The 25,415-nt window shown below is 57.3% G+C and carries 21 protein-coding genes; 9 read left to right on the top strand and 12 right to left on the bottom strand.

All coding sequences use genetic code 11. The features are described 5' to 3' along the window. Positions 1-62: 62 nt before the first annotated feature. A complete protein-coding gene (ccoM, locus tag D4A39_RS18155; protein ID WP_022984254.1) occupies positions 63-191 on the bottom strand; it encodes a cytochrome c oxidase subunit CcoM in 129 nt (42 codons plus the stop codon). A gap of 202 nt (positions 192-393) precedes the next feature. Then, the gene (locus D4A39_RS02990) at positions 394-1,266 is read right to left on the bottom strand and encodes a Dyp-type peroxidase (RefSeq protein WP_233552394.1); all 873 of its coding nucleotides are present in this window, start codon (positions 1,264-1,266) and stop codon (positions 394-396) included. 177 nt (positions 1,267-1,443) lie between these two features. Here D4A39_RS02990 and plsB point away from each other — a divergent pair, with 177 nt between their 5' ends. Continuing rightward, positions 1,444-3,909, top strand: coding sequence for a glycerol-3-phosphate 1-O-acyltransferase PlsB (gene plsB / locus D4A39_RS02985; RefSeq protein WP_022984252.1), 2,466 nt, complete (start codon positions 1,444-1,446; stop codon positions 3,907-3,909). Positions 3,910-3,954: 45 nt separating this feature from the next. Here plsB and D4A39_RS02980 read toward each other — a convergent pair whose 3' ends face one another. The 6 genes from D4A39_RS02980 to yoaA all read right to left on the bottom strand — a co-directional run bounded on the left by D4A39_RS02980 (position 3,955) and on the right by yoaA (position 9,417). Continuing rightward, entirely contained in the window at positions 3,955-4,650 is a 696-nt protein-coding gene (locus tag D4A39_RS02980) for an outer membrane protein (RefSeq protein ID WP_158586914.1), read from the bottom strand. Between the two features lie 119 nt (positions 4,651-4,769). Next, on the bottom strand, positions 4,770-5,498 hold the full coding sequence (locus tag D4A39_RS02975) for a class I SAM-dependent methyltransferase (protein WP_233552393.1): 729 nt from the start codon (positions 5,496-5,498) through the stop codon (positions 4,770-4,772). A gap of 4 nt (positions 5,499-5,502) precedes the next feature. Further along, positions 5,503-6,300 (bottom strand): undecaprenyl-diphosphate phosphatase, encoded by a 798-nt coding sequence (locus tag D4A39_RS02970; protein WP_022984249.1) that lies wholly within the window; start codon positions 6,298-6,300, stop codon positions 5,503-5,505. Positions 6,301-6,362: 62 nt separating this feature from the next. Then, positions 6,363-6,800 carry an acyl-CoA thioesterase gene (locus tag D4A39_RS02965; protein ID WP_022984248.1) on the bottom strand — a complete coding sequence of 146 codons (438 nt, stop codon included), beginning with the start codon at positions 6,798-6,800 and terminating at the stop codon, positions 6,363-6,365. Continuing rightward, the gene (gene tsaB / locus D4A39_RS02960; protein WP_022984247.1) at positions 6,797-7,471 is read right to left on the bottom strand and encodes a tRNA (adenosine(37)-N6)-threonylcarbamoyltransferase complex dimerization subunit type 1 TsaB; all 675 of its coding nucleotides are present in this window, start codon (positions 7,469-7,471) and stop codon (positions 6,797-6,799) included. The genes D4A39_RS02965 and tsaB overlap by 4 nt, the downstream gene beginning before the upstream one ends. Next, the gene (gene yoaA / locus D4A39_RS02955) at positions 7,468-9,417 is read right to left on the bottom strand and encodes a DNA repair helicase YoaA (RefSeq protein ID WP_022984246.1); all 1,950 of its coding nucleotides are present in this window, start codon (positions 9,415-9,417) and stop codon (positions 7,468-7,470) included. Before yoaA ends, tsaB begins: the two co-directional genes overlap by 4 nt. Before the next feature lie 90 nt (positions 9,418-9,507). Between yoaA and D4A39_RS02950 the strand changes: the two genes are divergently transcribed. Next, entirely contained in the window at positions 9,508-10,083 is a 576-nt protein-coding gene (locus D4A39_RS02950; RefSeq protein WP_119917465.1) for an NTP transferase domain-containing protein, read from the top strand. Positions 10,084-10,151: 68 nt separating this feature from the next. On the opposite strand, the gene D4A39_RS02945 is transcribed toward D4A39_RS02950, so the two are convergent. From D4A39_RS02945 to D4A39_RS02930, 4 genes are all read right to left on the bottom strand, one after another. After that, the gene (locus tag D4A39_RS02945) at positions 10,152-10,538 is read right to left on the bottom strand and encodes an SCP2 sterol-binding domain-containing protein (protein WP_022984244.1); all 387 of its coding nucleotides are present in this window, start codon (positions 10,536-10,538) and stop codon (positions 10,152-10,154) included. Between the two features lie 203 nt (positions 10,539-10,741). Then, positions 10,742-12,028: an ammonium transporter gene (locus D4A39_RS02940; protein WP_022984243.1), complete on the bottom strand. Its 1,287-nt coding sequence runs from the start codon at positions 12,026-12,028 to the stop codon at positions 10,742-10,744. A 13-nt stretch (positions 12,029-12,041) separates the two neighbouring features. Beyond that, complete coding sequence (locus D4A39_RS02935) at positions 12,042-12,380, bottom strand: P-II family nitrogen regulator (protein ID WP_119917464.1); 339 nt, start codon at positions 12,378-12,380, stop codon at positions 12,042-12,044. A 325-nt stretch (positions 12,381-12,705) separates the two neighbouring features. Then, entirely contained in the window at positions 12,706-13,575 is an 870-nt protein-coding gene (locus tag D4A39_RS02930) for a tetratricopeptide repeat protein (RefSeq protein ID WP_022984241.1), read from the bottom strand. A gap of 208 nt (positions 13,576-13,783) precedes the next feature. Between D4A39_RS02930 and D4A39_RS02925 the strand changes: the two genes are divergently transcribed. The 7 genes from D4A39_RS02925 to D4A39_RS02895 all read left to right on the top strand — a co-directional run bounded on the left by D4A39_RS02925 (position 13,784) and on the right by D4A39_RS02895 (position 25,378). Then, the gene (locus tag D4A39_RS02925) at positions 13,784-16,240 is read left to right on the top strand and encodes an acyl-CoA dehydrogenase (protein ID WP_022984240.1); all 2,457 of its coding nucleotides are present in this window, start codon (positions 13,784-13,786) and stop codon (positions 16,238-16,240) included. A gap of 383 nt (positions 16,241-16,623) precedes the next feature. After that, the gene (gene minC / locus D4A39_RS02920; RefSeq protein WP_119917463.1) at positions 16,624-17,349 is read left to right on the top strand and encodes a septum site-determining protein MinC; all 726 of its coding nucleotides are present in this window, start codon (positions 16,624-16,626) and stop codon (positions 17,347-17,349) included. Between the two features lie 30 nt (positions 17,350-17,379). After that, positions 17,380-18,195, top strand: a complete 816-nt coding sequence (minD, locus tag D4A39_RS02915) for a septum site-determining protein MinD (RefSeq protein ID WP_022984238.1) — start codon at positions 17,380-17,382, stop codon at positions 18,193-18,195. A gap of 2 nt (positions 18,196-18,197) precedes the next feature. Beyond that, positions 18,198-18,449: a cell division topological specificity factor MinE gene (minE, locus tag D4A39_RS02910; RefSeq protein ID WP_022984237.1), complete on the top strand. Its 252-nt coding sequence runs from the start codon at positions 18,198-18,200 to the stop codon at positions 18,447-18,449. Positions 18,450-18,746: 297 nt separating this feature from the next. After that, complete coding sequence (locus D4A39_RS02905; RefSeq protein ID WP_158586913.1) at positions 18,747-21,122, top strand: hybrid sensor histidine kinase/response regulator; 2,376 nt, start codon at positions 18,747-18,749, stop codon at positions 21,120-21,122. A 360-nt stretch (positions 21,123-21,482) separates the two neighbouring features. Further along, a complete protein-coding gene (locus D4A39_RS02900; RefSeq protein ID WP_052017468.1) occupies positions 21,483-22,553 on the top strand; it encodes an OmpA family protein in 1,071 nt (356 codons plus the stop codon). A gap of 2 nt (positions 22,554-22,555) precedes the next feature. Then, on the top strand, positions 22,556-25,378 hold the full coding sequence (locus tag D4A39_RS02895) for a thrombospondin type 3 repeat-containing protein (RefSeq protein ID WP_119917461.1): 2,823 nt from the start codon (positions 22,556-22,558) through the stop codon (positions 25,376-25,378). The last annotated feature ends 37 nt before the right edge of the window (positions 25,379-25,415 follow it).

Below are 25,415 nucleotides of genomic sequence, written 5' to 3'. Positions count from 1 at the left end.
CGCACACAGATCAGAGGCCGCGCCCATGCTTGGGCGCGGCCTTCTTGTTTCTGGATAGAGAATTAATGTTTTTCGCTGGAGTCTTCATCGTTGGCGGCATCCAGCCAGATGAACAAGGCGAAACAACCAGCAAACAGGAAGATGCCACCAATAACGGCAATGCTGGCGATGACCATTGTGTCTGTGTACATGGGTTTCCCTCCCTGAACTCTTGCTTTCAGCATAGACCTGGAATCCCAAACTACCATGATCCACGTCAGATCCTGAGCGATTCTCTCGATGCGATTGCGAATTCTCACAAACGAAAGAGGCCGCGTCCAAGGTATGGGCGCGGCCTCTGATCTGTGTGCGGCACGGGCCTGAACCCGCGCACTATTCACTGTTAACTGTTAACTATTCACTAACCCCATCAATCCAGGCCTGCGTCGGCACATACCACCACGAACTCATTACCGGCCGACTGAAGTCCAGCAGGCGATCACGCACGGTATCATCCGCAATGCCATACATACGCCGTAACAGGTAGTCGTGACGGTCAAGCTCACAGGCAAAAGCCACAAAGTAGAGACCATGCTCAGTCGTGTCTCCGTATGGCACCGAGCGACGCCACATTTTTTGAGGGACACCATCGCGGTCCACATCAGTACGCCCCACATGGGAATCCTCCGGCATATCCTCCGGAGAAAACTCCACGGCATCCACCTTTGTTCGGCCAAACACTTTTTCCTGATCAGGGACGCCCAGTTCGTTAAAGGCCTTAAGGTTATGAACCCACTTCTGTGTCAGCAACCAGCTCCCTCCGGCACCAGGATGAGGTTCGGCAATAAAGGTCGCCTTTTCCGCTTTTTCGCCAGAGGGGTTACCGATACCATCCACGAAACCGGTCAGATCACGCATATCGTGATAAACGAAACCATTCAGTTCCAGCTGGGCACTAAAGACCTCATCGACAAGGTCTCGCACCTTGAGTCCGGTATCGAACACATCGCTGCGGCTCTTGCCCTGTACCCAGACCCACAGATCACCCTGGGTTGCCGGCACATGGCCCTCAAGAGAAAATGGCGGAAAGCTGAAGCGAGTATCAAGTCGGCTCCACAATTCCGGCCCCAGCGCCAGAATTACCGGCGTCTGCTCGCTTTTCAGGGCATTCAGTGCCGCCAACGCCCTGCGGATGGCCTGTTCATCCCGGCCACTGCCAAGGCTCAGCTCGAAAAAAAGGTGGTACTGATAACTGCGATCGAAGATCCCCGCTTGCGGTGTAGACACCTGCGACTCCTTGGATACCCGGTTAAGGTCGACAGGCATTTTAGCAGGCAACCGCGCTAACCCGTAGCCATAGTGTGGGAAAAGAGCGCCAATTTGAAACAAATTGAAATATCCATTGGTGTTCGCGCCAGCCCCCTTTCGCTAAACTTGGCACACATTAGTCACCTGATAGCCACTATGAATCCTTGGTTTGGCCTGGACCGACTGGCCTTTTTCCTGATCCGCATTTTCTTGCGCTTGTGTACACGTGCTAACGCCCTGCCCGGCAATGTGGATGACCTGCAACTGGCCCCCAATACACCGGTGGTCTATGTGCTGCGCGAACGCTCGGCATCAGACGCTGCCGCGGCTGACCAGTCTGCGCGACGCCTGGGGCTTTCTTCCGCACTGGGCGGCTTGACGCTGGGGCAGACGCGCCTTCGCCACAGCTATTTCCAGCTCTACCGTCGTCAATTCGGTAATCGCCGCCAGCGCAGTCCGATCTCCCCTCCCCGGTTGGAAAAACTGGTGGCAGCGCTCCGCGAAACGCCTGGCGCGGATGTGCAACTGGTGCCGGTCTCAGTGTTCTGGGGGCGACGCCCCGAGAAGGAAAGTTCATTCTGGCGCCTGTTGTTTTCAGATAACTGGTCCCCTGCCGGCTTTATCAAGAAATTCTTCATCATCGTCACCCAGGGGCGCCAGTTGTATGTGCAGTTCAGTCGCCCCATGTCACTTCGCAAGCTGGTGGATGAATGCGAGACTGACGAACAGGCCGTACGCAAGGCATCAAGAATTCTGCGGGTCCATTTCCGTCGCCAGAAAGAGGCCGCCATTGGCCCGGATCTCTCCCACCGTCGCACCCTGGTCAACACTGTAGTTGACGACCCTTCCGTTCAGGCCGTCATTGAAGAAGAGTCCCGAAATCAGGGCGTCAGCAAGGACAAACTGGAGGCGAAAGCCCGCAGTTACGCGATGGAAATCGCCGCTGACTATTCCCACACGGTGATCCGTTCCCTGGAATTGTTTCTGAACTGGGTCTGGAACCGGCTGTACGGCGGTATCCGGTTGTACAACATGGACAACCTGACCAAGGTCGCCGGTGATCACGAGGTGATCTATGTGCCCTGTCACCGCAGCCACATCGATTACCTGCTGCTGTCTTTTGTGGTCTTCCGTAACGGGCTGGTGCCCCCGCACATTGCCGCGGGCATCAACCTTAACCTGCCGGTGGTGGGCACCATCCTTCGCCGTGGTGGCGCCTTCTTCATGCGTCGAAGCTTCCGCGATAATCCGCTCTATGCCAGTGTGTTCAGCGAATACCTGCACACGATCACTGCCCGTGGTTTCTCTATTGAATACTTTGTCGAAGGGGGGCGTAGCCGCAGTGGCCGGATGCTGAAGCCTCGCACCGGCATGCTCGCCATGACCCTGCGCAGTTTCCTGCGTGACTCGCGTAAACCCATCGCCTTCGTACCAGTCTATATTGGTTACGAGAAAGTCATCGAATCCGGTTCCTATATCGGAGAGTTGCACGGCGAAAAGAAACAGAAAGAATCCATTTTCGGGCTGATGAAATCCCTGTCTGTCCTGCGCAGCTACTTTGGCCAGGTCCACGTTAACTTTGGCGAGCCCATTAAACTGGTGGACTATCTGGACCAGCATCACCATAACTGGCGCAACGAATCGCTTGGCTCGACAGAGAATCCACCCTGGTTCAAGCACGTGGTGAATGAACTCGGTCAGGATGTGGTGGAGTCCATCAATGCCGCAGCGGTAGCCAATCCCATCAATCTGCTGAGCCTTGCCCTGCTGGCCTCGCCCAAACACACCATGGACATCGGCCAGCTGCACCAGCAACTGAGCCTGTATATTGATCTGCTGAAACTGGCGCCGTACAGCGATACGGCGGCGCTAGGCTGCACTGATGCCCAGGAAATTATCGATTACGGGCTGGATAACGACTTCCTGATTCGTATCAAGCACCAGCTCGGAGATGTGGTTACGACCGACCAGAAAAGCGCCCTGCAGATGGCCTACGTGCGAAACAACAGCCTGCATCTGTTTGTACTCCCTGGCCTGGTCTGCTCTCTGGTGATGAACGCCCGCGAGATCCGCATGGACGTGTTGCAGAATATGGTCCGCCTGCTCTACCCCTTCCTGCGTAATGAGTACTTCCTGCATTGGGACGAAGGTGATGAACTGTCACAGGCAGTAGAAGAAGTCGCGTCAGTGTTGGAACGCTGTAAACTTGTCCGTCGCCAAGGCGACAGCCTGATGGGAGCTGCCTTGCACACCCACGAGGCAGACATGCTCAATCACTTGGGCAAAACCGTCCTGCCCTCCCTGGAGCGTTACTACCTGACTATTCGCCTGCTGGTTCAGCGAGGCTCAGGTATTCTGACTGCGGATCAACTGGGTGAACTGGCGCACCAGACCGCGCAGCGATTGTCATTACTTTACGAGTTCAACTCACCAGAGTTTTTTGACAAGGTCGTTATCAAACACTTTATCAGTCAGCTATACAGCACTGGACTGGTGACTCCTGATGACAACGGGCAACTCAACTTCGATAGCAAGCTTGAAGCACTGGATGATGAAGCACGGCGGATCCTTAGCGCCGACATCAGCGATGCTATTCAGCGTGTCACCCGCCTCCAGGGGTAAGCAGAGCCAACGCAGCCCTTAGGGCTGCGTTGGCTCACATCCCATTTAGAATCGATAAAGTAATGCCAGAGAGTAATTAAAACTCTCGAGATCCAGTTCCATCCCTTCGGCAAAGGGCACACTCACCCCTTCCTTAAAGGCGCGATCCTCAGTGGTTACCGATCCAGCATCAAGATAATAAATCGATAAATCCGTGCTGATATGATCCGTGAACCAATACATCAAGCCACCGCCCAGACGAATTGCCCAGTCCGTGTCGTCGCTGTCGTTTATCGTCGCACTGGTAGTAGGAATACGGGTACTGACAGCCTCAAAGCGATTCACCGCCAGTCCGAGGCCACCGCCAATGTAAGGATCAAAAAAACCTCCAGCCTGGGCGTCTCTGAAGTGAAAATACCCGTTCACCATAAATACGCGACTATAAACCTCCGCGGTAACCGTACCGGTCACTGAATCATTACGGGTATAGGTAACCTGATCGGTATCCGCATCACCGAGCCCCAGATCAAGCGCCAGCTCCGCGCGAAAATGTGGCGTAACAAAGTAACCCGCACTCAAAACGATGAGCTCATCCCCCCCCGGGTCATAATTTTCCATCGTGATCTGATCATAACCATCATGTTTGATAGCCATATCCTGACTTCTAAAATCAGAATAGGCATAACCGAGTCTGACGTAGGCATCCCCCAATGCGTGCGATGACACTGCCAGCACGAGCAGCCCCACATAAATCCCCTTCATGGCCTTCTCCCAAAAGAGTGAACCAGTTATCAATACAACGATTGCTGGCACACTGACCATCAGGAAATGGGGAGTAGAACAAATAATGGAGAGAAGGAGAAAAGGTGCCGGAGAAATCCCTAGCCCATGAGATAAACATCAAAACGCACAGCCTTACCCTTCTGGCTAAATCCTGGTGTTTTACCGGCCAGATCAGGCGCCTTGCCAGGTCGTTTCACAACGACCCTGTGCGGCTGCAATGACATCGCCCAGGCAAGCAGCGCCTCTTCTTCTGCAGGTTGAGGATACGCACACAACACCTGCAGCCAGCGCAAATCTTTCTTTACGGCGGCGCTTTTCTCGCGGGCAGGAAACATGGGATCGAGATACACGGCATGCCAGACATCCGCTGGCACCTGAACACTGTCCTGACACGGCAGTAGCGTCATCTTTGCCGACAGGGCCGGAGGCGCTCGGCGCAGGCCATCTTCCAGCATGGCATGGATATAGGGGGAGCGTTCAACAAGAGTGACATCAAACCCCGCCTGCGCCATGAGGGCGGCGTCCCGGCCAAGACCGGCAGTCGCATCAAGGATCTGGTGGCGGTCATCACGGGGCTTGCCCAGCGCCTTGATCAGGCGCTCGTGGCGCACCCGTTCCGGGCTCAGGCGGTAGCCTTGCTTGCCATCGGTAAAATTTACGCTGAGCGGCGTTTCCTTGCCCCCGGGGACCCACAGTGCCAGGGCATCCTGATACCAGCCCATGACCAGTGAATGGCCCTGCGCTTGCGCCGACAGCTCGTCGGCAACGGCCTCACCGGGTAGCCCCTCCGGGCAACCCGGTAATAGTCCCAGTGCCGCTTTACTCACCAAGTCAGGCCAGCCATACCAGCAGCGCCACACCCAGGATCAAGCGGTAAATCACAAATGGCAGCATGCCGATACGCTCAAGCAAACGGATGAAGAACACAATGGTCAGGTAGGCGGTTACTGCACTGACACCCGCTCCCAGGGCCATCATTCCCCAATCCACGGGCAGTTGTTGTTCCAGCAGATCCTTGCTCTTGAGCAGCGCGGCACCAAGAATGACCGGAATGGACAGCAGGAAGGAAAACCGGGCCGCCTCTTCGCGGCGATATCCCAGCGCCAGCGCAGCCGTAATCGTGATACCACTGCGCGACGTGCCGGGAATCAGCGCCAGAGCCTGGGCGAAACCGATCAACAATGCCCCCGCCACACCCAGGGTTGTGAGCGCCCGGGAGCGCTTGCCATAGGCATCGGCCAGCCACAGCAACGCGCCGAACAGCAAGGTGGTAATCGCGATCACCAGCGCCGAGCGCAGTTCCCGTTCAATCCAGTCATCGCCCAGAAAGCCGAACACCACCGCAGGAACCGTGGCAAGCCCCACCAGCAATGCCAGTCTCAGATCCTGGTTCATGCGTCGTTGACTGACTGCCTGCCCCGCACCACCCAACATGGCGAGCAGGTCACGCCGGTAATAGGCCATCACCGCCACCAGGGTGCCAACGTGCACCGCCACATCAAAGGCCAGGCCCTGATCCGGCCAGCCGAGGACTTCGGAAGGCAGAATCAGGTGCGCCGAACTGGAGATGGGAAGAAACTCGGTCAGCCCCTGAATAAGGGCCAGCACCAGTGCCTGAAACCAATCCATGGAAAATCCTTTCTACTACAATCAAGAAAGATCAGCAGGCATGCCAGAGACATACCCTGCATTCATTTTTCGCTGGCGGTTACCTTGTAGCCCTGTAAAAACTCAGGGGGCATGCGCCTCGGTTTGCCAGAATCCAGAGCGACACAGACCCAGCGGGTTTTGCCTCGCAACAGGGTCACGCCATCGGATTCGCGAATGATCTGGTAGCGACGGGTAATGCTGATTCGCTGATCATTCTCGATAATCCAGGTTCCCACCTGTAGCTTTTCCCCTTCGAAGGCTGGCGCCAGGTATTCCACTTCGGTGTGGCGAGCCACCATGCCACGATTGAGCTTTTGGTAGAGATCCCAACCGAGCCCCAGCACGGTGGTATGGTGCCAGGCGATCTGCTCCATGAAGCGCAGGTATTCGGTATTGTTTACATGCCCCATGACATCAATGGCTTCAGCAGGCACCGTCACATCCAGCACATGGACGTTGGGCAGATCCCAGTTACTCATCGAACAGCTCCCTGTATCACCTGGTCGCGAAGGTAAACCGGCTGTGCCAGATCAGCACGGACGCCTTCGCCACGCTCAAAGCTAGATAATGCCAGCACCGCCACCGCTTGCGCATGGGGGTGGGCGTCAGGAATGCAGCGGCTTGCGCCATAGCACGCCAGCAATGCTTCCTCGTGTACCAGTCCAGAGCCCGCGATAAGCCAGTCGTCGCCGTCCAGTTCGGGTAACGCATCGGGGCGAAACAGGCCATCCTCAAGCACGACCGCCTGCTTGCCGTTGTCAACCCGATAGGCACCGAGATAGAGCTCTCCCATGCGCGCGTCAAAAACCGCAATTACCTTCGGGCTGGGCGCCTGGGTCTGCACGCTCAGGGCACAGGCAGCCAACGTCGATACTCCAACCACCGGCAGGTCCGCTGAAAAGGCCAACCCCTGCGTCACCGCCGCCGCCACTCGCACACCCGTAAACGCGCCGGGTCCGTGGCCAAAGGCAATGCCGTCCAGCTGCGCCAGCGACACACTGGCTTCCGCCAGCAACGACTCGACCATGGGCAGCACCAGCTCGGTTTGCTTGCGTGGTGCCATTTCAAATTTTTCCAGCACCTCACTGCCATCCAGCAGTGCCACGGAGCAGGTTTCACCCGCTGTTTCCAGGGCAAGAATTCGCGTCATGATTGTGCCTGTTCTGTCTCCTGCCCCTGCCGGGCCAGGTAATCGAAAAATCGCTTCACCACATCCAGCTTACGGGTGCGGGTCATGTTCGGGAGGCTGTTGACGAACAACTTGCCGTAGCTTTTGGTCAGCAACCTAGGGTCAGCCACCACCAACAACCCGGTGTCCTTCGGATCCCGAATCAGACGCCCCGCGCCCTGGCGCAGAGCCAGCACCGCCTGAGGCAACTGGTAATCGCGAAACGCATTGCCGCCATTACGGTTGATGTGCTCAATTCGCGCAGCGGCTACCGGATCGCCGGGCGAGCCAAAGGGCAACTTGTCGATAATAACGCAACTTAGCGCTTCACCGCGGACATCAATGCCTTCCCAAAAGCTGCTGGTGCCCAGCAGCACCGCATTGCCTTTCTCGCGAAAGGTTTCCAGCAACTCCCGCCGCCCGGACTCACCTTGCACCAGCAACGGATATTCCAAACGGGTGCGCAGGATAGCAGCCGCCTCACGCAATGCTCTGTGACTGGTAAAAAGGAAAAAGGTGCGACCGCCGGCCGCCTCGATTACCGGAATCATCTGCTCGGTGAGCTGACGGGTATAATCCGGGTCCTGGGGAGGCGGCAGCCCTTCTGGCGCATAAAAGACCGCCTGCTTCTTGAAATCGAACGGGCTTTCCAACCGCAGGGTATCGGCGCTATCCAGCCCCAACCGTTTCTGGATATGTTCAAACCGTCCTCCCACCGACAAGGTGGCCGACGTGAGAATCCAGCTGCAAGGATGACGCTCGCGTTGGGCCCGCAACTGGGCGGCCACCGATAAAGGTGTGCTGTGCAGCACCGCCGTTCGCTTGAAGGTTTCAAACCAGTAGACCCGGTTAGGCTGGTCTCCCTTCAGATAAGCCGCCAGACAATCCACTTGCTCACTGGCCCGGCGGGCGCAGGCCTCCATGCCACGGCTGGCCTTGGCCAGGGGCCCCAAAAAGACTTCCAGCTCACGCAGCGCAGTCAGCAGGGCATCGCCCGCTTCAATCACCGCATCGGACTCGCACACTTCCGACCAGGGTGCTCGCCGCTCCATCTCGCCCAGACTCAGGCGCAGGTCCATACAGCCCTTGTCCACTGCCGCAACCAGCTGGTTCAAGCGAGCAAGATCCGCGGCCGTATGCCCCGCTTCAGACAGACTGTCACGGCCAAGCTCCTGCACCTGTCGGGTACTCAGGGTATCGCCGAAAAATGCCGCCGCAATTTCAGGAAGCTGATGGGCTTCGTCAAAGATCACCGTATTGGCGCTGGGCAACAATTCCGAGGCAGCACCACTCCCCCGCAAGGCTGCGTCAGCAAAGAAAAGGTGATGATTGACCACCACCAGATCGGCTTCCTGGGCTTCCTTGCGGGCTTTCATCAAGGGGCAATCCTGATAACTGGGACATTCCGTGCCCAGGCAGTTATCAGCGGTGCTGGTGACCCACGGCCAGATCGGCGCATCTTCTGGCAGTTGCTGCAATTCAGCGATATCACCAGTACGGGTCCGCTTGGCCCAGTGTGCGACCACCTGCATTTGCTCAGCAGTTTCACGGGTAAGAAAACGGGCTTCCTGCTGATGAAGCTCCATACGGTAAGGGCACAGATAGTTGGCGCGCCCTTTCAGCAAGGCCACCTTGCGGGGCAATCCCAATGCCTTGCGCACCAATGGCAGGTCTTTGAAAAACAACTGGTCCTGAAGGCTTTTGGTCCCCGTTGACACCAACGTAGGGCCTTCAGAAAGCAATGCGGGTACCAGATAAGCCAGGGTTTTGCCGGTGCCGGTCTCCGCCTCTACCATCAAGGTGGAGCCCCCACCAATGGTGTTTTCCACCGCGTCGGCCATTTGCAGCTGGGGCTCACGGGGCTGATAGCCCGGTAGCAGCGGCGCAAAACGGCTCAAGTCGGTAAGATGGGAACGGGCACTCTTCACGTATTATCCTGGATTCGGCGCGTGCCAACAGGCCATGGCACGGCCGCAGAGCATAGCCGATTCACGGGCGGAACCCAACGGACACGGACCATGCATGACTACACACTCATTATTCTCGCAGGGGGTAAAGGCTCTCGGGTCGGGGGGGCCGACAAGGGATTGCTTGAGGTGGATGGCAAGCCGTTGATTGCCCATCTACTGGAGCATCTTGCGCCTCGCCCGCAGCGGGTCGTGATCAGCGCCAATCGTAATCAGGCGCTCTACCGGCAGTGGGCAGATCAGGTGGTGGAAGACTTGCGGCCGGATTTCCCCGGGCCCATGGCCGGGCTGGAAGCAGCATTCCAGGCCTGCGAGGGGCTATGTCTGTGCCTGCCTTGCGACCTGCTTCAGCCTCCCGCCTCCATGGCCGCTGATCTGCTGGCCAAGGCGGCCATTGGACATGTCTGCGTGGCCCAGGACCCGATACGGCGCCAGCCCCTGTGCCTGTCTCTGCACGCGCAGCAGTGGCGCACCTCTCTGACGGACTATCTCGACAACGGTGGACGCAGCGCCTATGGCTGGCTGGAGACTCTGGCAGTACAGCCCGTGGCGGTCGGCACCCCGCTGCAAAACCTGAATCATGCGCAGCGACTGACAGACAGCCCTGCCCCCCTAGCAGGCTGTTGATAGCCCATGACCCAAAACAACAATGCCCGCACGAGGCGGGCATTGTCAGGTGTTAACTACCGAAAGAATCAGGCAGTCACGTCCTGGATCTGCTTCATCAGGGCAACCTGATCCGCAGACGGCTGAGCAGTCTGCAGCGCCATCAGCTTGCTCATGTCGCCTTCGATGCGAATCTGGCCGCTCATGAAGCCCTGCATGCCAGCAGACTGGTCACCTTCGATGAAGATGCGCTTGGCCAGATCGGCCGGCAGAATCATGGTGGTCGGCGCATCAGCGTGATGGCCTTCCTCGATCATGCCACCCACCAGGGCCAGCTCCTTGTCACCGCCGTCAGCAGACACGGTGATGTTGATCACCAGGTCCGCCAGGGCAGCCGGGGCCTCAACGTTGCCAGCACCGTCACGCAGTTCCTTAACTTTTGCAAACCACTCGTCAGACAGAAATTCCAGGCTCATTCTTATCTCTCCTTAACTATCGTTATGGCTTCGACGCCATCTCGTTACAGGGCAGGTTATACGCAGCCAATTCAAACGAGCGTTCGAAACTTACCCGTACCTTATACAAAGCCCCGGGGGGTGGCAATAGCCCTTCTGTGCTCTGATAGGGACAAAAAAACCCGGCGCAGGGCCGGGTCTTTTCTGTCTGCCACGGGGCAGAATCAGAGGTCGTAACCCCGTTCCTCGTGCAGGGCAATATCCAGCCCCTGGGTTTCCTCATCCGCGTCAACACGAAGCGTCGAGAACAGCCCAACCAGCTTGAGCAACACCCAGGTCACGATCGCGGTGTAAACGAAGGTTGCCACCACGCCCAGTGCCTGGACACCAAGCTGGTCCAGCATGGTGTACTCGGGCTTGGCAAAACCGTACCCGGAGAACAGTCCCAGTTCAGTGGACGCAAACACGCCGGCAAACAAGGTACCGAGAATCCCACCGACCCCGTGCACCGGGAAGACGTCCAGAGAATCGTCGATCTTGAGTTTGTGTTTGATGAAAATCACCGCATAGAAGCAGATCACACCAGCAGAAAGACCAATCACCAGTGCCGCGGCCGGACCTACAAAACCCGAGGCCGGGGTAATCGTACCCAGCCCGGCAACCATACCGGTGGCGATGCCGAGCGCGGAGGGTTTGCCGAATTTCTTCCATTCCATGGTGATCCAGGCCAGCGAGCCTGCAGCAGCGGAAATGTGTGTTACCAGCATGGCCATGGCGGCATCACCATTGGCCGCAACCGCAGAGCCCCCATTGAAGCCGAACCAGCCGACCCACAGCATCCCTGCGCCCGTCACCGTCATGGTCATGTTATGCGGCATCATGCCCTGGGTCGGGAAGCCCTTGCGGTTACCCAGCACCTTGGCCGCCACCAGTGCGGCCACACCGGCGGTAATGTGGACAACGATACCGCCCGCAAAGTCATACACCCCCAGCTGAGCCAGCCAGCCGCCGCCCCACACCCAGTGACAAACCGGAATGTAGACACCCAGCAACCACAGCACCGAAAACGCCAACATGGGACCAAAGCGCATGCGCTCGGCAAAGGCACCGATGATCAAGGCGGGCGTGATAATCGCAAAGGTCATCTGAAACAGACCATGCAGGCTTTTTGGCAGAGTCCCTTCCAGACTGTCGCGGGTAATGCCGTCGAAGAACACATGCTGCAGCCCGCCAATCCAGGCATTCATGCTGCCGCCATCGGAAAAGGCCAGAGAGTAACCGGCAATCAGCCACACCAATGACACGGCACAGGTAATCGCAAAACACTGCATCAGCACCGACAGCACATTCTTGCTGCGCACCAAACCACCATAGAACAGGCTCAGACCTGGCAACGTCATGAACAACACCAGCGCGGTAGCAGTGAGGATCCAGGCGGTATCGCCGGTATCCAGGCCTTCCGCCATCGCCAGGGAAGGCAGCATTAACAGTACAGCAAACAGTTTTTTCATCAGTCCTTCCCCTTTAAATGGCTTCCTGACCGGTTTCCCCGGTACGAATACGAATAACCTGCTCAAGATCGCTCACGAAGATCTTGCCGTCCCCAATCTTGCCGGTCCCGGCGGACTTCATGATGGCCTCAATAGCCTGATCGAGCTGGTCTTCACGTACCGCCAGCTCCAGCTTTACCTTTGGCACGAAATCCACCACATACTCGGCGCCTCGATACAGCTCGGTATGCCCCTTCTGACGACCGAAGCCCTTCACCTCGGTAATCGTCAGCCCCTGAACACCCACCTGCGCCAGCGCATCGCGCACTTCCTCAGCCTTGAACGGCTTGATTACCGCAGTCAGCATTTTCATGGTTGTCTCCTGATCCTCATCCATCCTCAACGTGAATGCACCAACACAAACCCGTGCCGGAAATATGCACCGCATAAGGGCATACAAGAATCAGGCCACTTAACAGATAACAGAAAAACAATAACTTAGAGGGAAACAGGATTCATTCTGCACACTATCGGAGCAATAAATCATATTTCGCACCACATGGATGCACAAAAAGAGAGAAGAGGGAGAAGCCGAGGGGGCATTTTGGTGCCACTGGACAGACAGTACAGTCGGCGAGGATCGGCAAAGCACCAATATCAGGCGCAGCCGGAGACAGCTGCGCCTGAGAGAAACACGACTAGTACAGGTAATTGAACATCTTGCGACGGTATTCGCTGGCCAGCGGGTCACCCTTGGGCAAACACTCGAAGACTTCCAGCAAGGCGGGACGGGCCACACCATCCTTGTAGTCACGATGGTCACGCAGCAACACCAGCAGTGACTCCAGTCCCGGCCTGAATTGACCTGCGGCAGCGGCTTGCAAACCGTGGGCGTAGAGATCCTCCGGAGTCGGGGCATCCACAATCCGTGCCTCCAGATCCTTCAGGCTCTGCCCTGCCCCTTCCAGCTTTTCAAGCAAGGCAAAACGGGCACGGAACGGACGTAGCGGCTCCGCATCCTCGGTCACTTCCGCTAACACTGACTGAGCGTCATCCAGTTGTCCTTGACCCAGCAAGTATTCCACCAATAGCGCGCGAATGGCGTGCTTGTCCGGCGTCTGTTGCAAGGTCTGCCGCAAAGCGGCTTCCGCCTGCTCGCCATGGCCAGCCTCAATAGCCATCCGCACCTGTTCGATAAAGCCCTCTTCCTGCTGCGCTTCGGCGGCCTCGGGATCAACGATGGGAGCCAGCCACTCTCGCAACCCGGCTTCGGTTTGTGGGCCATCCAGTTCATTGACCAACTGCCCCTGGAACACCAGTTTCAGGCTGGGCAGGGATTGCACGCCAAACTGGCTGGTGAGCATGGGCTGCTCATCCACATTAATGCGCGCCAACAGGACCTTGCCTTGATATTCATTAACCAGGCGATCCAGAACCGGTGCCATTTGCTGGCTGGGCTGACTGCGAGCAGACCAGAAATCGACAATCACCGGTATCTGCCGCGACTGCTCCAGGATTTGCTGAATGTTCTGTTCGGTGGCTTCAAAGATGTAGCTGTTCTGCTGCACGCAAAGACTCCCAGATTCCGTAAATTGCGCGCAATTGTAAGGTAATCAACCAATAAAATCCGGTTAAATGCTGTGCACCTTGCCGCCCCGACGGGTTAGACTGATTGTTCGCCATTGGAGCTGCTTCGGTCGCCCGCTGGGGGCTTCACGTTGTCTGCATGGCGAATGAGTACGCTGGATAGTATTCACTCAGGCAAAGGAGACCACCATGCTTAGCCTTCTGGCTATTGTTGTGTTGATTGCCACCCTCATGACCCTGTTCTACCAACAGGTGAGCCGAGGTGTTGGCAGCGGAATTTTTGTTGTCGTCTGGTTATTAAGCGCTTTTCTCGCCCCCTGGCTTGTCCACCCCCTTTCTCTGATCCTGCTTGCCGCTGGCGTGGCCGTGATCAACCACGTGGACCTGCGTCAGAAATTTATCTCCAAACCGGTTTATAACGCACTGGGCAAAGTCATGCCCGCCATCGGTGACACCGAACGCGAGGCGATTGAAGCCGGGACCACCTGGTTTGAAGCGGATCTTTTTTCCGGCCGTCCGGACTGGGAGAAGTTTTCCCACATCAACTTCACCCCCCTCACAGATGAAGAACAATCCTTCATCGATAACGAGGTCCAGCAACTGTGTGACATGCTGGACGAATGGCAGATATTCCATGAACTGAAAGATCTGCCTGAAGAGGTCTGGGACTTCCTCAAACACAAGGGTTTCTTCAGCCTGATTATTCCGAAAGAGTACGGCGGCAAGGCATTTAGCCCCTATGCCCAGAGCCGTATCATGAGCAAGATCGCCACCCGCTCCCTGACCGCCGCCGTCACGGCCATGGTGCCCAACTCCCTGGGTCCCGGCGAGCTACTGGCTGAGTACGGAACAGATGAACAGAAAGACCGTTGGTTACCGGGCCTGGCCAAGGGTGACGAAATCCCCTGCTTTGGCCTCACCGGCCCGGAGGCCGGTTCCGATGCTGGTGCGATCCCCGATACCGGGGTGATCTGCAAGGGCAAGATCGACGGCAAGGAAGTACTGGGCATGCGCCTGAACTTCGCCAAACGCTGGATTACCCTGGCCCCGGTCGCCACGGTGGTCGGGCTCGCTTTCAAACTCTACGACCCGGAACACTTGCTGGGAGAGGAAGAAGAACTCGGTATTACTTGTGCGCTGATCCCAGCCAACACCAAAGGTGTGGAAATCGGCCGCCGTCACTACCCCGGCTCCCCGTTCATGAACGGGCCGATCAATGGCAAGGATGTCTTCGTGCCACTCGACGCCATCATCGGCGGTCCGGAAATGGCCGGCAAAGGCTGGCGTATGCTGATTGAGTGTCTTGGCGCCGGGCGCGGTGTTTCCCTGCCAGCGCTGGCCACGGCCAGTGGTGAAATGGGTTACCGCATGACAGGGGCATTTGGCCGTATTCGTCGCCAGTTCAACACCGCTGTTGGCGAATTCGAAGGGGTACAGGAAGCTTCTGCAGAGGTGGCCGCCATTGCCTATACCCTTGAGGCTTACCGTCACCTCGTGACCCGCTCACTGGAAGATGGAGCACCGTCGGTGGTCACCGCCATGGCAAAATATCACTCCACCGAGATGATGCGGGAGCTGATCAACCATGGCATGGACATCGCAGGTGGCCGTGGCATCCAGTTAGGGCCGCGTAATTTTCTGGCGCTGCCCTACCAATCGACTCCCATTGCGATCACTGTAGAAGGTGCCAACATCCTGACCCGCTCCCTGATGATCTTTGGCCAGGGTGCGATGCGGTGCCATCCCTACCTGTACGAGGAGCTGCAGGCCATCCAGGCGGAAGACAAGGAACAAGGCCTGCAGGAATTTGATGCGTTGTTCTTCGCTCACGCCGGCCATACCCTGGGCAACATGAGCAGTGCCGTAATCCAGGCGCTGCTGGGGGGTTACCTCTCTGAGGCTCCTGCCAACGCCGATGCATTCAGTGCCCCATGGTACCGACTGATCAACCGTTACAGCGCCGTACTGGCCAGCACCTCGGACGTCGCACTGGCCCTGCTGGGCGGGGACCTAAAGCGCCGCGAGCTGCTGTCCGCCCGCCTTGGTGATGTGCACAGCCAGCTGCTGATCGCCTGTGCCATCCTCAAATACCACGCTACCCTGCCCCGTGACGAGGCCAATGATGCCCACGCGCAATACGCCTTGCGTCGTGCGTTCAGTCTCGCCCACAACTCACTGGAAGCGTTCTACCGAAACTTCGGGTTCTATGGGGTTGGCCATGTACTCAAACGCCTGTTCTTCCCGTTTGGCCGGCCCTGCATGGCCCAGGCCCCGGGTGACGAGCAGATCCGCGCCCTTGGCGAGATGATCATGTCTCCGAGCTCGGTACGTGATGCGTTGGCACAACCGGCTTACATCCCCAGTGACCCGGACGATGCCATTGGTCGTGTGGAAGCCACCTATAACAAGCTGCTGGAAGTGGAACCGGCCTGGCTGGCTTTCCTCAAGGCGGACGGTAAGGGCCAACTGGACGGTAATAGCGTCCTCGAGAAACTCAACGATGCCGCCGGCAAAGGCATTATCAGTGAGGACCAGGTTGAGGCGGTCAATGAGTACGACGCCATGCGCTATGACTGCCTGCTCACCGATGCCTTCGACAAAAATCTGAAGAAGGTGAAAGTACATGCAGAGCGGCCAATAATGTAGAGCCCATGATGGCGGAGCACTGTGCTGCTCCGCCTTTTTTTTCCGCTATGAGCGTCTAATCTCGAGAAGCGGGTTTTAAGCCGGGGCCCAGCCCCCGCTCAGCAAGGCCTTCGCAACACCAAGCTCGCCCTTGCCACCCGAATTGCTCAAATTCCAACCAGCTCACACTTTCACAAAAAGCCAACAGCACCTGCAATGTGCCAAGTTGCTGGTTTTTCCAGCAATTCATTCCATGTCAGTCCCGTGACGGAAAGATTTAACATTCATATCACCCATTTGGCGCTTTTACGGATCGCAGCTTTGGTCTAGGCTTTGCCCAATTCTGCCCCACCGGGCCTCGCCCGCGCACAACGCGCCTCGCCCCCAGGATCTACAGGTCAGGAATGACAGCAGTCGTCGAAGAAAAATCGGTAATTGAATTCAAGGGCCGCATGCTGATGATGACGGTCCTTCAGCTCCGCACACTGGATGCCAACCAGTTACACCAGGAAATCAGCCAACGCCTTGAGGACGCTGCCCAGTGGCTTCAGGAAGCGCCGGTGGTGATCGACATTCACAGCGATCTCGAGATCGACCATGTGAATCTGATGCCCGCCGTGGACACCCTGCGTAACCTGGGGGTGAACCTTGTTGCACTGGCGCGCACAGACCGTATCGACATCGACACCGCCAGCACGCTCGGTCTGGGCACCCTCAGTCTGGCCGGCGGGCGGGATGTCCCCCGCCGCTCCGAGCCCGCCGCTGACGCCAGCACAGCGGATACCAGCCAACACTCCGAGCGAGTGGAAACCCTGGTGGTCGAGCAACCGGTGCGTTCCGGTCAACAAGTCTACAGCCGTGGCGACATGATTGTTCTCGCTCCGGTGAGTACCGGCGCGGAACTCATGGCCGAAGGCAATATCCACGTATACAGCAACTTGCGCGGCCGCGCCCTTGCCGGGGTACGTGGCGACAGCAGCGCACGGATTTTCTGCCAGCAACTGAATGCCGAACTGGTTTCCATTGCTGGCCACTATCGGGTAGCCGAAGACCTGCCCGATGCACACCGAAACCAGCCTGTGCACCTGTCCCTGCAGGGCGAGGCAATGCATTTTACCGCGCTGAAATAGCGCTCAGGGAAGACAGCGAAGGAGAAGAGCGTGACAAAGATCGTGGTCGTGACATCCGGCAAGGGTGGCGTCGGCAAAACCACCACCAGCGCCGCACTGGCAACCGGGCTAGCCCTGCGTGGTTTCAAGACAACCGTGATTGATTTTGATGTGGGCCTGCGTAACCTGGACCTGATCATGGGCTGCGAACGCCGGGTGGTTTACGACCTGGTCAACGTCATCAATGGCGATGCCAATATCAAGCAAGCACTGATCAAGGACAAGAAGGTTGACAACCTGTTCATCCTTCCTGCTTCCCAGACCCGTGACAAGGATGCGCTGACCCAGGAAGGTGTTGAAGGGGTCTTCCGTGCCCTGCGCGAAGATATGCAGATGGACTACATTATCTGCGACAGCCCTGCTGGTATCGAAAAGGGTGCACTGATGGCAGCCTACTTTGCCGACGAAGCGGTGGTAGTGACCAATCCCGAAGTCTCCAGCGTGCGCGACTCTGACCGCATGATCGGTATTCTGGCCAGCAAGACCCGCCATGCCGAGGAAGGCAAAGGGGACATCCCTGCCCGGCTGCTGCTAACCCGCTATTCACCCGAACGGGTCGAAAAAGGGGAGATGCTGTCAGTAGAAGATGTGCAGGAAATTCTGGCCATTGAACTTCTCGGCGTGGTGCCTGAATCCCAGGCCGTTCTCAATGCCAGCAATGCCGGCAGCCCGGTGATTCTGGACACTGACTCCGATGCAGGCCAGGCCTACAGTGACGCCGTCGCCCGATTCCTTGGCGACCAGCTGCCGCACCGTTTCACTACCGTTAACAAGAAAGGTCTGTTCGGCCGTCTGTTTGGGGGCTGATCATGAGTATTTTCAGTTATCTGTTGCCGAAGAAGCAGACCTCGGCCTCAGTGGCCAAGGAACGCCTGCAGATCATCGTTGCCCGCGAGCGCTCTACCCGCGGTGGCCCCGACTACCTGCCTCAGTTACAGGAAGAGTTGCTGCAAGTGGTGCGCAAATATGTCCCCGTAGACCAGGACGCGGTGAATATCCAGCTGGATCGTGAATCCGGTTGCGAGATTCTCGAGCTCAACATCACGCTCCCCGAAGGCTGATTGTCGCCATAGAAGAAACACCCGGGCGGATCCTGCCCCGTTCCGTCCGGGTTCTTTTCCGAGTCCATGCAGCGACAGACTCCCCCTTTGCTTTGATTACCCGACTAACACCCTCCCCATTGCCCGGCCCTCTGTTTCTCTGCCTCTCCCTGAGTTCTGCCTCAGCGGCCACTCCCGTCGTACCACTGGTGGTTTCTGTACTGGCCACAATCGACCAGTTGCGCGAATATGGAGAACATAAGAAAAAGCAGGGATGCGCCGTCAGCCGCCACACTGACAGGCCACAGGGAGAGACCGATGCCAGTCAGAGCACTGCTGCTGTTGCTGCTGCCGATAGGCCTGCTACTTACGGTGGCCATGCCTGCTTCCGCTGCGGGCATCACCATCCTTAACCTGCAGGATCCTGTCTCAACACGTCAACTTGGTCCGTCAATGCAAAGCTGGTGCGACGGAAACGCTACTGCCAGCCTCGCCGAGGCCCGTCAGGCCCCTTATCAACCCGTGAATCGCCAGCAGATCAATTTTGGTTACCGCAGGGATGCCTGCTGGTTTCGGGTTCGCTTTGTGAATACCGGGCACGATGAGCTGGCCCTCTGGCTACAGGTGGATTACGCCGTCCTCGATCAGGTGGATTTCTATCTCGTGGACGAAAACGGGGTGTCATTTTCACGAATGGGGGACACGCTGCCGTTCAACATGCGTCCGGTAAAAATTCGCAGCTTCACCTTGCCTTTTACCTTGCAACCTGCGGTTCCCCGAACGCTTTACCTGCGAATCCACACCCTTACCAGTGCCATGACCGTGCCCGTCAGCCTGATTGGCAGGGAACCCTTCATCGAACAGCAAAGCACCAATGAGTGGCTGATGGGAGGCTTTTATGGCATCGCCCTGGGACTATTGTTCTATCACCTCGTGCTGTGGCTCGGAGGCAAAGAAAAGAGCAGTCGTTTCTATGTCTTGCATGTTGCTTCCGCCACCCTGTATGTAGCCACCCTGCAAGGAATTCTTCATCGCCTTTGGATGGATGACTGGGTGGTACCTCAGTCTGCCAATCACATGTTCGGTTATCTGACCCTGCTTTCCGGGCTATTGTTTGCCCGAGATTATCTGCACACTCGCCAATGGCAGTGGCTCGACCGTCTATTACTGGCCACCTCCTGCATTCATGTGGGCATCATCATCGCCCTGCTATCGACCCCCCCTGGCACCGTCGCCGCCATGCAGGGCGGGGTCGCCTTGATAACACTCGCCTTATTACTGCTGTCCGGACTCTTCAGTCTGTTCCAGGGTCGCCCGGAAGCACGTATTTTTGTGCTTGCTTGGAGCATGTTCCTTGTCACGGTGATGTTACTGGCGCTGGGCGCCTATGGAGCCATCAGCTTGCCGGGGCTGCTCAATGTCACCGGGGTACAAATCGGCCTGGTCATGCAACAGGTATTGTTATCCTTCGGATTGGCCGGCCGGCTGCGAACGTTGAAGAACGAAAGCCTGCAACGCCAACAGGAAATCGTTCGCGCCCAGGCCGAAAACGATGCCAAGAGCGACTTTCTGGCAAAAATGAGCCATGAAATTCGCACCCCGATGAATGCGGTATTGGGCTTGGCAGATCTTCTGCGTGGCACACGTATGGATGCTACCCAGCGCAACTATGTGGAAACCATCTACAGCGCCGGTGGAAGTCTGCTTAACGTGATCAACGACATCCTCGATTTCTCCAAAATCAGTTCAGGAAAACTGCAGCTGGAAGTCAGCAGCTTCAACCTCCACCGACTGTTGGAAGACTGCCTGATGATCTTCCATGCCAATGCCGAAAATAAAGACCTTCGGCTGATCAGTGACTGGGATGATCAGGTGCCGGAATGGGTTGAGGGCGACCCTACCCGGCTGCGTCAAATCCTTCTCAATTTGCTCTCTAATGCGGTCAAATTCACGGAGGCCGGCACCATAACACTGCGCGCCCGTGCCGCAGATGGCCTGGAGCGAGACACATTACTGCTCAGTTGCCAGGTTATCGATGAAGGTATCGGCATGAACAGGCAGGAACTGGGCAGTCTTTTTCAATCCTTCCAGCAGGCTGACAGTTCAACCTCACGGAAATACGGAGGCACAGGGCTCGGGCTGGCGATCTCTAGGCAACTGGCTGAACTTATGAAAGGTAACCTTGAAGCCAACAGCAAGAAAGACAAAGGCTCCACATTCACCCTGACCGTTCCCCTGCGACGTAGCAACAAGAATGATTCGCCGCAAGAGCGCTCCGGTCAGTACGGTACTGAGGGCATGAACGTCCTGGTGGTTGAGGACAATGCCGTGAATCAGATGGTCATCGGCGCATTACTAAAGAAACTCTCCGTCTCCGTCACCCTTGCAAGTTGCGGAGAGGAAGCACTGGAGCTGCTGCAAAACGCCGATGCCCTACCCGATCTGGTCCTGATGGACTGTGAAATGCCGGGGTTAGATGGATACGAGACCACACGTCTTCTTCGCCGTCTGGAACAGCAACGCTCTCGGCCCCCACTTCCTGTCGTGGCTCTGACGGCTCATGCCACCACTGAGCATCGCGAGCGGTGCTTTGCCTGCGGCATGAACGACCATGTTGCCAAACCCGTTACCCTGGAGCAGCTCAAAGAGAAGTTACTTGAATGGTCAGCGTCCCTGGAAACGTCAGCCCACTAGAAGTTCCTGCACTCGCACTCACCTTAGGCTGTCTCTATCAAATTAATCCCTTTAGCTAACCAGCCACTAAACCAATAGTACTGGCCGCAAAAACATTCATTAGAACATCCCATTACCCTACTCACCGAAGTGCCCAAATTAACAAAAAAATTGCCCATTATGACAATGTACGCAACGTGAACTAATTCACATAATCCTCGCCGCAAAATAACTAGGGAAGGTTATATGACGGCACCACGCTCCTCTCTTCAAAACGGCTTTGCTTTCTGCTTTACAGGCTCCAAACCTCTCTTTACCGCATCAGCACTTTGGGGGGCGCTTGTCTTTCCAGCCATGCTGCATGCTGATGAAACGCAAACGATGCTGGCTGAAGACAGCCGGGGTCAGGAAGGGACTACGGACATCATCGAGGAGGCACAGCCACGTCAATATCTGAGCACACAGCTGCATTACCTTGTACCGGACCGCGAGAGGGAGATCGCCAGAAACGGGATTGGCATGGGGTTGCAGTATGGCCGACAGTGGAAACCTCGGGTGTGGTGGGAAACGGAACTGGCCGGCTACAATCTGGAATCAGGCGTTAGCGGCAGCACCGATTTTTACCAGGCCGGTCTGACCACCGGGTTGCTCTATGCTTTCAGTGATCGCAAGGGTTTTACCCCATTCGCTGTCGGTGCCATTGGCGTCATGTACAGCGACGTTATCCCTGATGACGATGATGGTGCGCATTTCCATGCCAATGCCGGGCTCGGTGTCGTCAGCGGTCCGCTGTTCCAAAATGGGCTCAAACTGCGAGCCGAAGCACGCTATCTCTATAACGACAATAGCCAATCAGACTCTTCGCCAAGCGCATCTGTGGGTAATTATGGCGATTGGCGCTTTTCTGTTGGCGTTGAAGTCCCGCTGGGTTACACCCGTGTGCGCGTCATCGAGCGCGTAGTTTACCAAACCCGTGAAGTGGAACGTATTGTCGAGAAACCGTTTCTCGATAGCGATCACGATGGCATAAGTGATGAGCGCGACCAATGCCCCAACACTCTTGCTGGCGCACGTGTTGACGCCAATGGCTGCATGATCGTCAACCAGACCATCACTTTCAACAACATCAATTTTGAACTTAACGCAGCCCGTATCAGCCCAGGTTCTCGCCAGCCGCTGGACACACTGGTGCAAGCCTTGCGATCCCAAACCGACATCCATATAGAAATTGCCGGGCATTCTGACAACACCGGTTCTGCGGCCTACAACCAGACCTTGTCCGATCAGCGTGCCCGCGCCGTCCGGCAATACCTGATCCAGCAAGGCATTGACGGTGCCCGTTTGAGCGCCAAAGGGTACGGGGAATCAGAGCCTGTGGCCGACAACCGCACCGCCTCAGGCCGTGCCATGAATCGCCGCGTTGAATTTCGCGTTATGGAACAGGGGGAATAACCATGGCCACGACACTACGCTTCTTGCTACTGCCCTTGCTGGTAGTCACCGTGTTCGGCCTGAGTGGCTGTAATGCTGATGAGGGCGATAATCGCAACAGCAACGGCTTGCAGACAGCCAACAGCAATGATCAGGACAACGACGGCATCCAGGATCCCGTCGATAACTGCCCTCTTGCCAGCAACCCCACCCAGCAGGACACCGATAACGATGGCATCGGCAACGCCTGTGATAATGATATCGATGGCGATGGTCACGATAACGACACCGATAATTGCCCCGGCATCGCCAATCCTGTCCAACAAGATATTGACGGAGATGGGCTGGGTGATATCTGTGATACCGATGTGGATGGAGATGGCATTCCCGACCTGACAGACAACTGCCCGGCTATTGCCAACCCTGACCAGATTGATAGCGATCTGGACGGCACCGGTGATGCCTGCGACGCCAACACCGATAGCGACGGTGATGGCATCGACGACGGCACCGACAACTGCCCTGCTGTCGCCAATGCCAGCCAACTGGACACCGACAATGACGGTAACGGCAACGCCTGCGACAACGACAGCGACGGTGATGGCGTCGATAACAGCAGTGACAATTGCCCACTGACAGGTAACCCTGACCAGCAGGACCTGGACAACGACGGGCTGGGCGATGTGTGTGACAGCGACACCGATGACGATGGCGTCAGTGATGATCAGGATAACTGCCCGCTAGTGGCGAATGCCGATCAGACCGACACCGATCTGGATAGTCAGGGCAATGTATGTGATGCCGACGACGACCAGGACGGTGTCCCGGATCTGGGCGATAACTGCCCTCTCATTGCCAATCCTTCCCAGCTGGACACTGACAGCGATGGCCTCGGCGACGCCTGTGACGCCAACACTGACAGTGACGGCGATGGCATAGATGATGACGCCGACAACTGCCCGATGGTCAGCAATGTCAACCAGGCAGACCTGGATGGCGACGGGATAGGCAACCAATGTGATACCGACGCTGATGGCGATGGTATCCCCGACAACACAGACAATTGTCCGTTGCTGGCCAATGCTGACCAGGCCGATATCGATAGCGATGGTCAAGGCGATAGCTGTGATACCGACAGTGATGGCGACGGCACCGATAACACCCTGGACAATTGTCCACTTGTCGCCAACGCTGATCAGACTGACACCGATCACGACGGCAACGGTGACGCCTGTGACGACGACCGCGACGGCGATGGCTTCAACAACGACACCGACAATTGTCCGGCCATCGCCAATGCGAGCCAGGCCGATGCTGACAGCGACGGCCTCGGCGATACCTGCGATGACGATAGTGATGGCGATGGCGTCGATAATGGCGCGGACAACTGTCCGGCCCTGCCCAATGCCTCACAGACCGATACCGACAGTGATGGTCTCGGTGATGCCTGTGACGATGACAGCGACGATGACGGCATTGCCGACGGCGACGACAACTGCCCCGCCATCAGCAATCCAACCCAGCTGGATACTGATGGTGATGGCAGCGGCGATGCCTGCGACACCCTGACCGACAGCGATAATGATGGCCTGGGTGACGACTCCGATAACTGCCCTCAGGTGTCCAATGCGGATCAGGCGGACAACGACAACGATGGCAGCGGTGACGTTTGCGACACTGACAACGACAACGACGGTATCGACAACGATACGGATAACTGCCCGCTAACCAGTAACGCGGATCAGCTGGATACCGACAGTGACGGTTTGGGGAATGCCTGTGACGACGACAGTGACGCGGATGGCACCCCTGACGAAAGCGACAACTGCCCCCTGATTGCCAACGCAGACCAGCACGACACGGACAGCGACGGACTGGGCGACCTCTGTGACAACGATCAGGACGACGACGGCGTGGAAAACAGCGCCGACAACTGCCCGTGGATCGCCAACGCCAACCAGTCGGATGTGGACAGCGACGGTACCGGTGACAGCTGCGACACAGACAACGACAACGATGGCGTCGATGACGACAGCGACAATTGCCCGTTACAGGCCAATCCAGGTCAGGAAGATGGCGACACCGATGGCATCGGCGATGCCTGCGACAGCAGCACCGACAGTGATGGTGACGGCCACGATGATGGAGCCGACAACTGCCCACTGGTGCACAATCCGGATCAGGCCGATGCCGACAATGATGGTGCAGGCGACAGTTGCGATAGCGACAGCGATGGCGACGGCGTCGATAACGGCAATGACAACTGCCCCGCTACGCCCAACGCCAGCCAGACAGATACCGACGACGATGGCAACGGTGACGCCTGCGACACCCAGTTCACCTGCAGCGGCAGCTTCGGGAGCGGGTTGTCACCGCTAATGGCCCCTGCTGCCTCGGCGCAGGGCGGAGACTTCGGTCTGATCTGTATCGGCTGCGGCGTTTTCAACACTGGCAAAGCCATTGACGGCAATGAAGCCACTGCCGCCCAGATGCATGTGACACTGGGCCTGCTCGGCGGCGCCCGACTGAATGTGGACAGCGGCCAGACCTTCCATGGCCAGAACCGTGCCGGCTTTGTTCTCAACCCCAGCGCAGGCGCCCTGCTCAGTGCCGGGCTGTTGAACCAGTTTACCGTCGCCCTGCTGAATGACGGCAAGCTGGTCGCCTCCAACAAGGCCAGCAGCCTGATCAGCCTGCACCTGATCGGTTGGCCGGGCAGCCCACAACAGTTCCTGTATGTGGACAGCGACCAAAGCTTCGATACGGTTCGTCTGGACATGGCTTCGGCGGTGGGGCTGTTCACCGACATGAACGTCTATCAGGCCTGCGCCGGGCCCTCACCCTGACCCGCCCACCGCGGCAATACCTGAGACTGGTCAGCTA

Origin of the sequence: Alcanivorax profundi (genome assembly GCF_003597125.1) — a bacterium.
Classification (GTDB): domain Bacteria; phylum Pseudomonadota; class Gammaproteobacteria; order Pseudomonadales; family Alcanivoracaceae; genus Alcanivorax; species Alcanivorax profundi.
This window is presented reverse-complemented; position numbering and strand designations above follow the sequence as displayed.

Bases quoted from the DNA above. Each gene is read 5' to 3' on its own strand.
- ccoM (WP_022984254.1), bottom strand. From the start codon at position 191: ATGTACACAGACACAATGGTCATCGCCAGCATTGCCGTTATTGGTGGC.
- D4A39_RS02895 (WP_119917461.1), top strand. From the start codon at position 22,556: ATGGCCACGACACTACGCTTCTTGCTACTGCCCTTGCTGGTAGTCACC.
- D4A39_RS02935 (WP_119917464.1), bottom strand. From the start codon at position 12,380: ATGAAAATGCTGACTGCGGTAATCAAGCCGTTCAAGGCTGAGGAAGTG.
- D4A39_RS02905 (WP_158586913.1), top strand. From the start codon at position 18,747: ATGCCAGTCAGAGCACTGCTGCTGTTGCTGCTGCCGATAGGCCTGCTA.
- tsaB (WP_022984247.1), bottom strand. From the start codon at position 7,471: ATGACGCGAATTCTTGCCCTGGAAACAGCGGGTGAAACCTGCTCCGTG.
- D4A39_RS02950 (WP_119917465.1), top strand. From the start codon at position 9,508: ATGCATGACTACACACTCATTATTCTCGCAGGGGGTAAAGGCTCTCGG.
- minE (WP_022984237.1), top strand. From the start codon at position 18,198: ATGAGTATTTTCAGTTATCTGTTGCCGAAGAAGCAGACCTCGGCCTCA.
- minC (WP_119917463.1), top strand. From the start codon at position 16,624: ATGACAGCAGTCGTCGAAGAAAAATCGGTAATTGAATTCAAGGGCCGC.
- D4A39_RS02925 (WP_022984240.1), top strand. From the start codon at position 13,784: ATGCTTAGCCTTCTGGCTATTGTTGTGTTGATTGCCACCCTCATGACC.
- D4A39_RS02945 (WP_022984244.1), bottom strand. From the start codon at position 10,538: ATGAGCCTGGAATTTCTGTCTGACGAGTGGTTTGCAAAAGTTAAGGAA.
- plsB (WP_022984252.1), top strand. From the start codon at position 1,444: ATGAATCCTTGGTTTGGCCTGGACCGACTGGCCTTTTTCCTGATCCGC.
- D4A39_RS02980 (WP_158586914.1), bottom strand. From the start codon at position 4,650: ATGAAGGGGATTTATGTGGGGCTGCTCGTGCTGGCAGTGTCATCGCAC.
- D4A39_RS02900 (WP_052017468.1), top strand. From the start codon at position 21,483: ATGCTGGCTGAAGACAGCCGGGGTCAGGAAGGGACTACGGACATCATC.
- D4A39_RS02970 (WP_022984249.1), bottom strand. From the start codon at position 6,300: ATGGATTGGTTTCAGGCACTGGTGCTGGCCCTTATTCAGGGGCTGACC.
- D4A39_RS02965 (WP_022984248.1), bottom strand. From the start codon at position 6,800: ATGAGTAACTGGGATCTGCCCAACGTCCATGTGCTGGATGTGACGGTG.
- D4A39_RS02940 (WP_022984243.1), bottom strand. From the start codon at position 12,028: ATGAAAAAACTGTTTGCTGTACTGTTAATGCTGCCTTCCCTGGCGATG.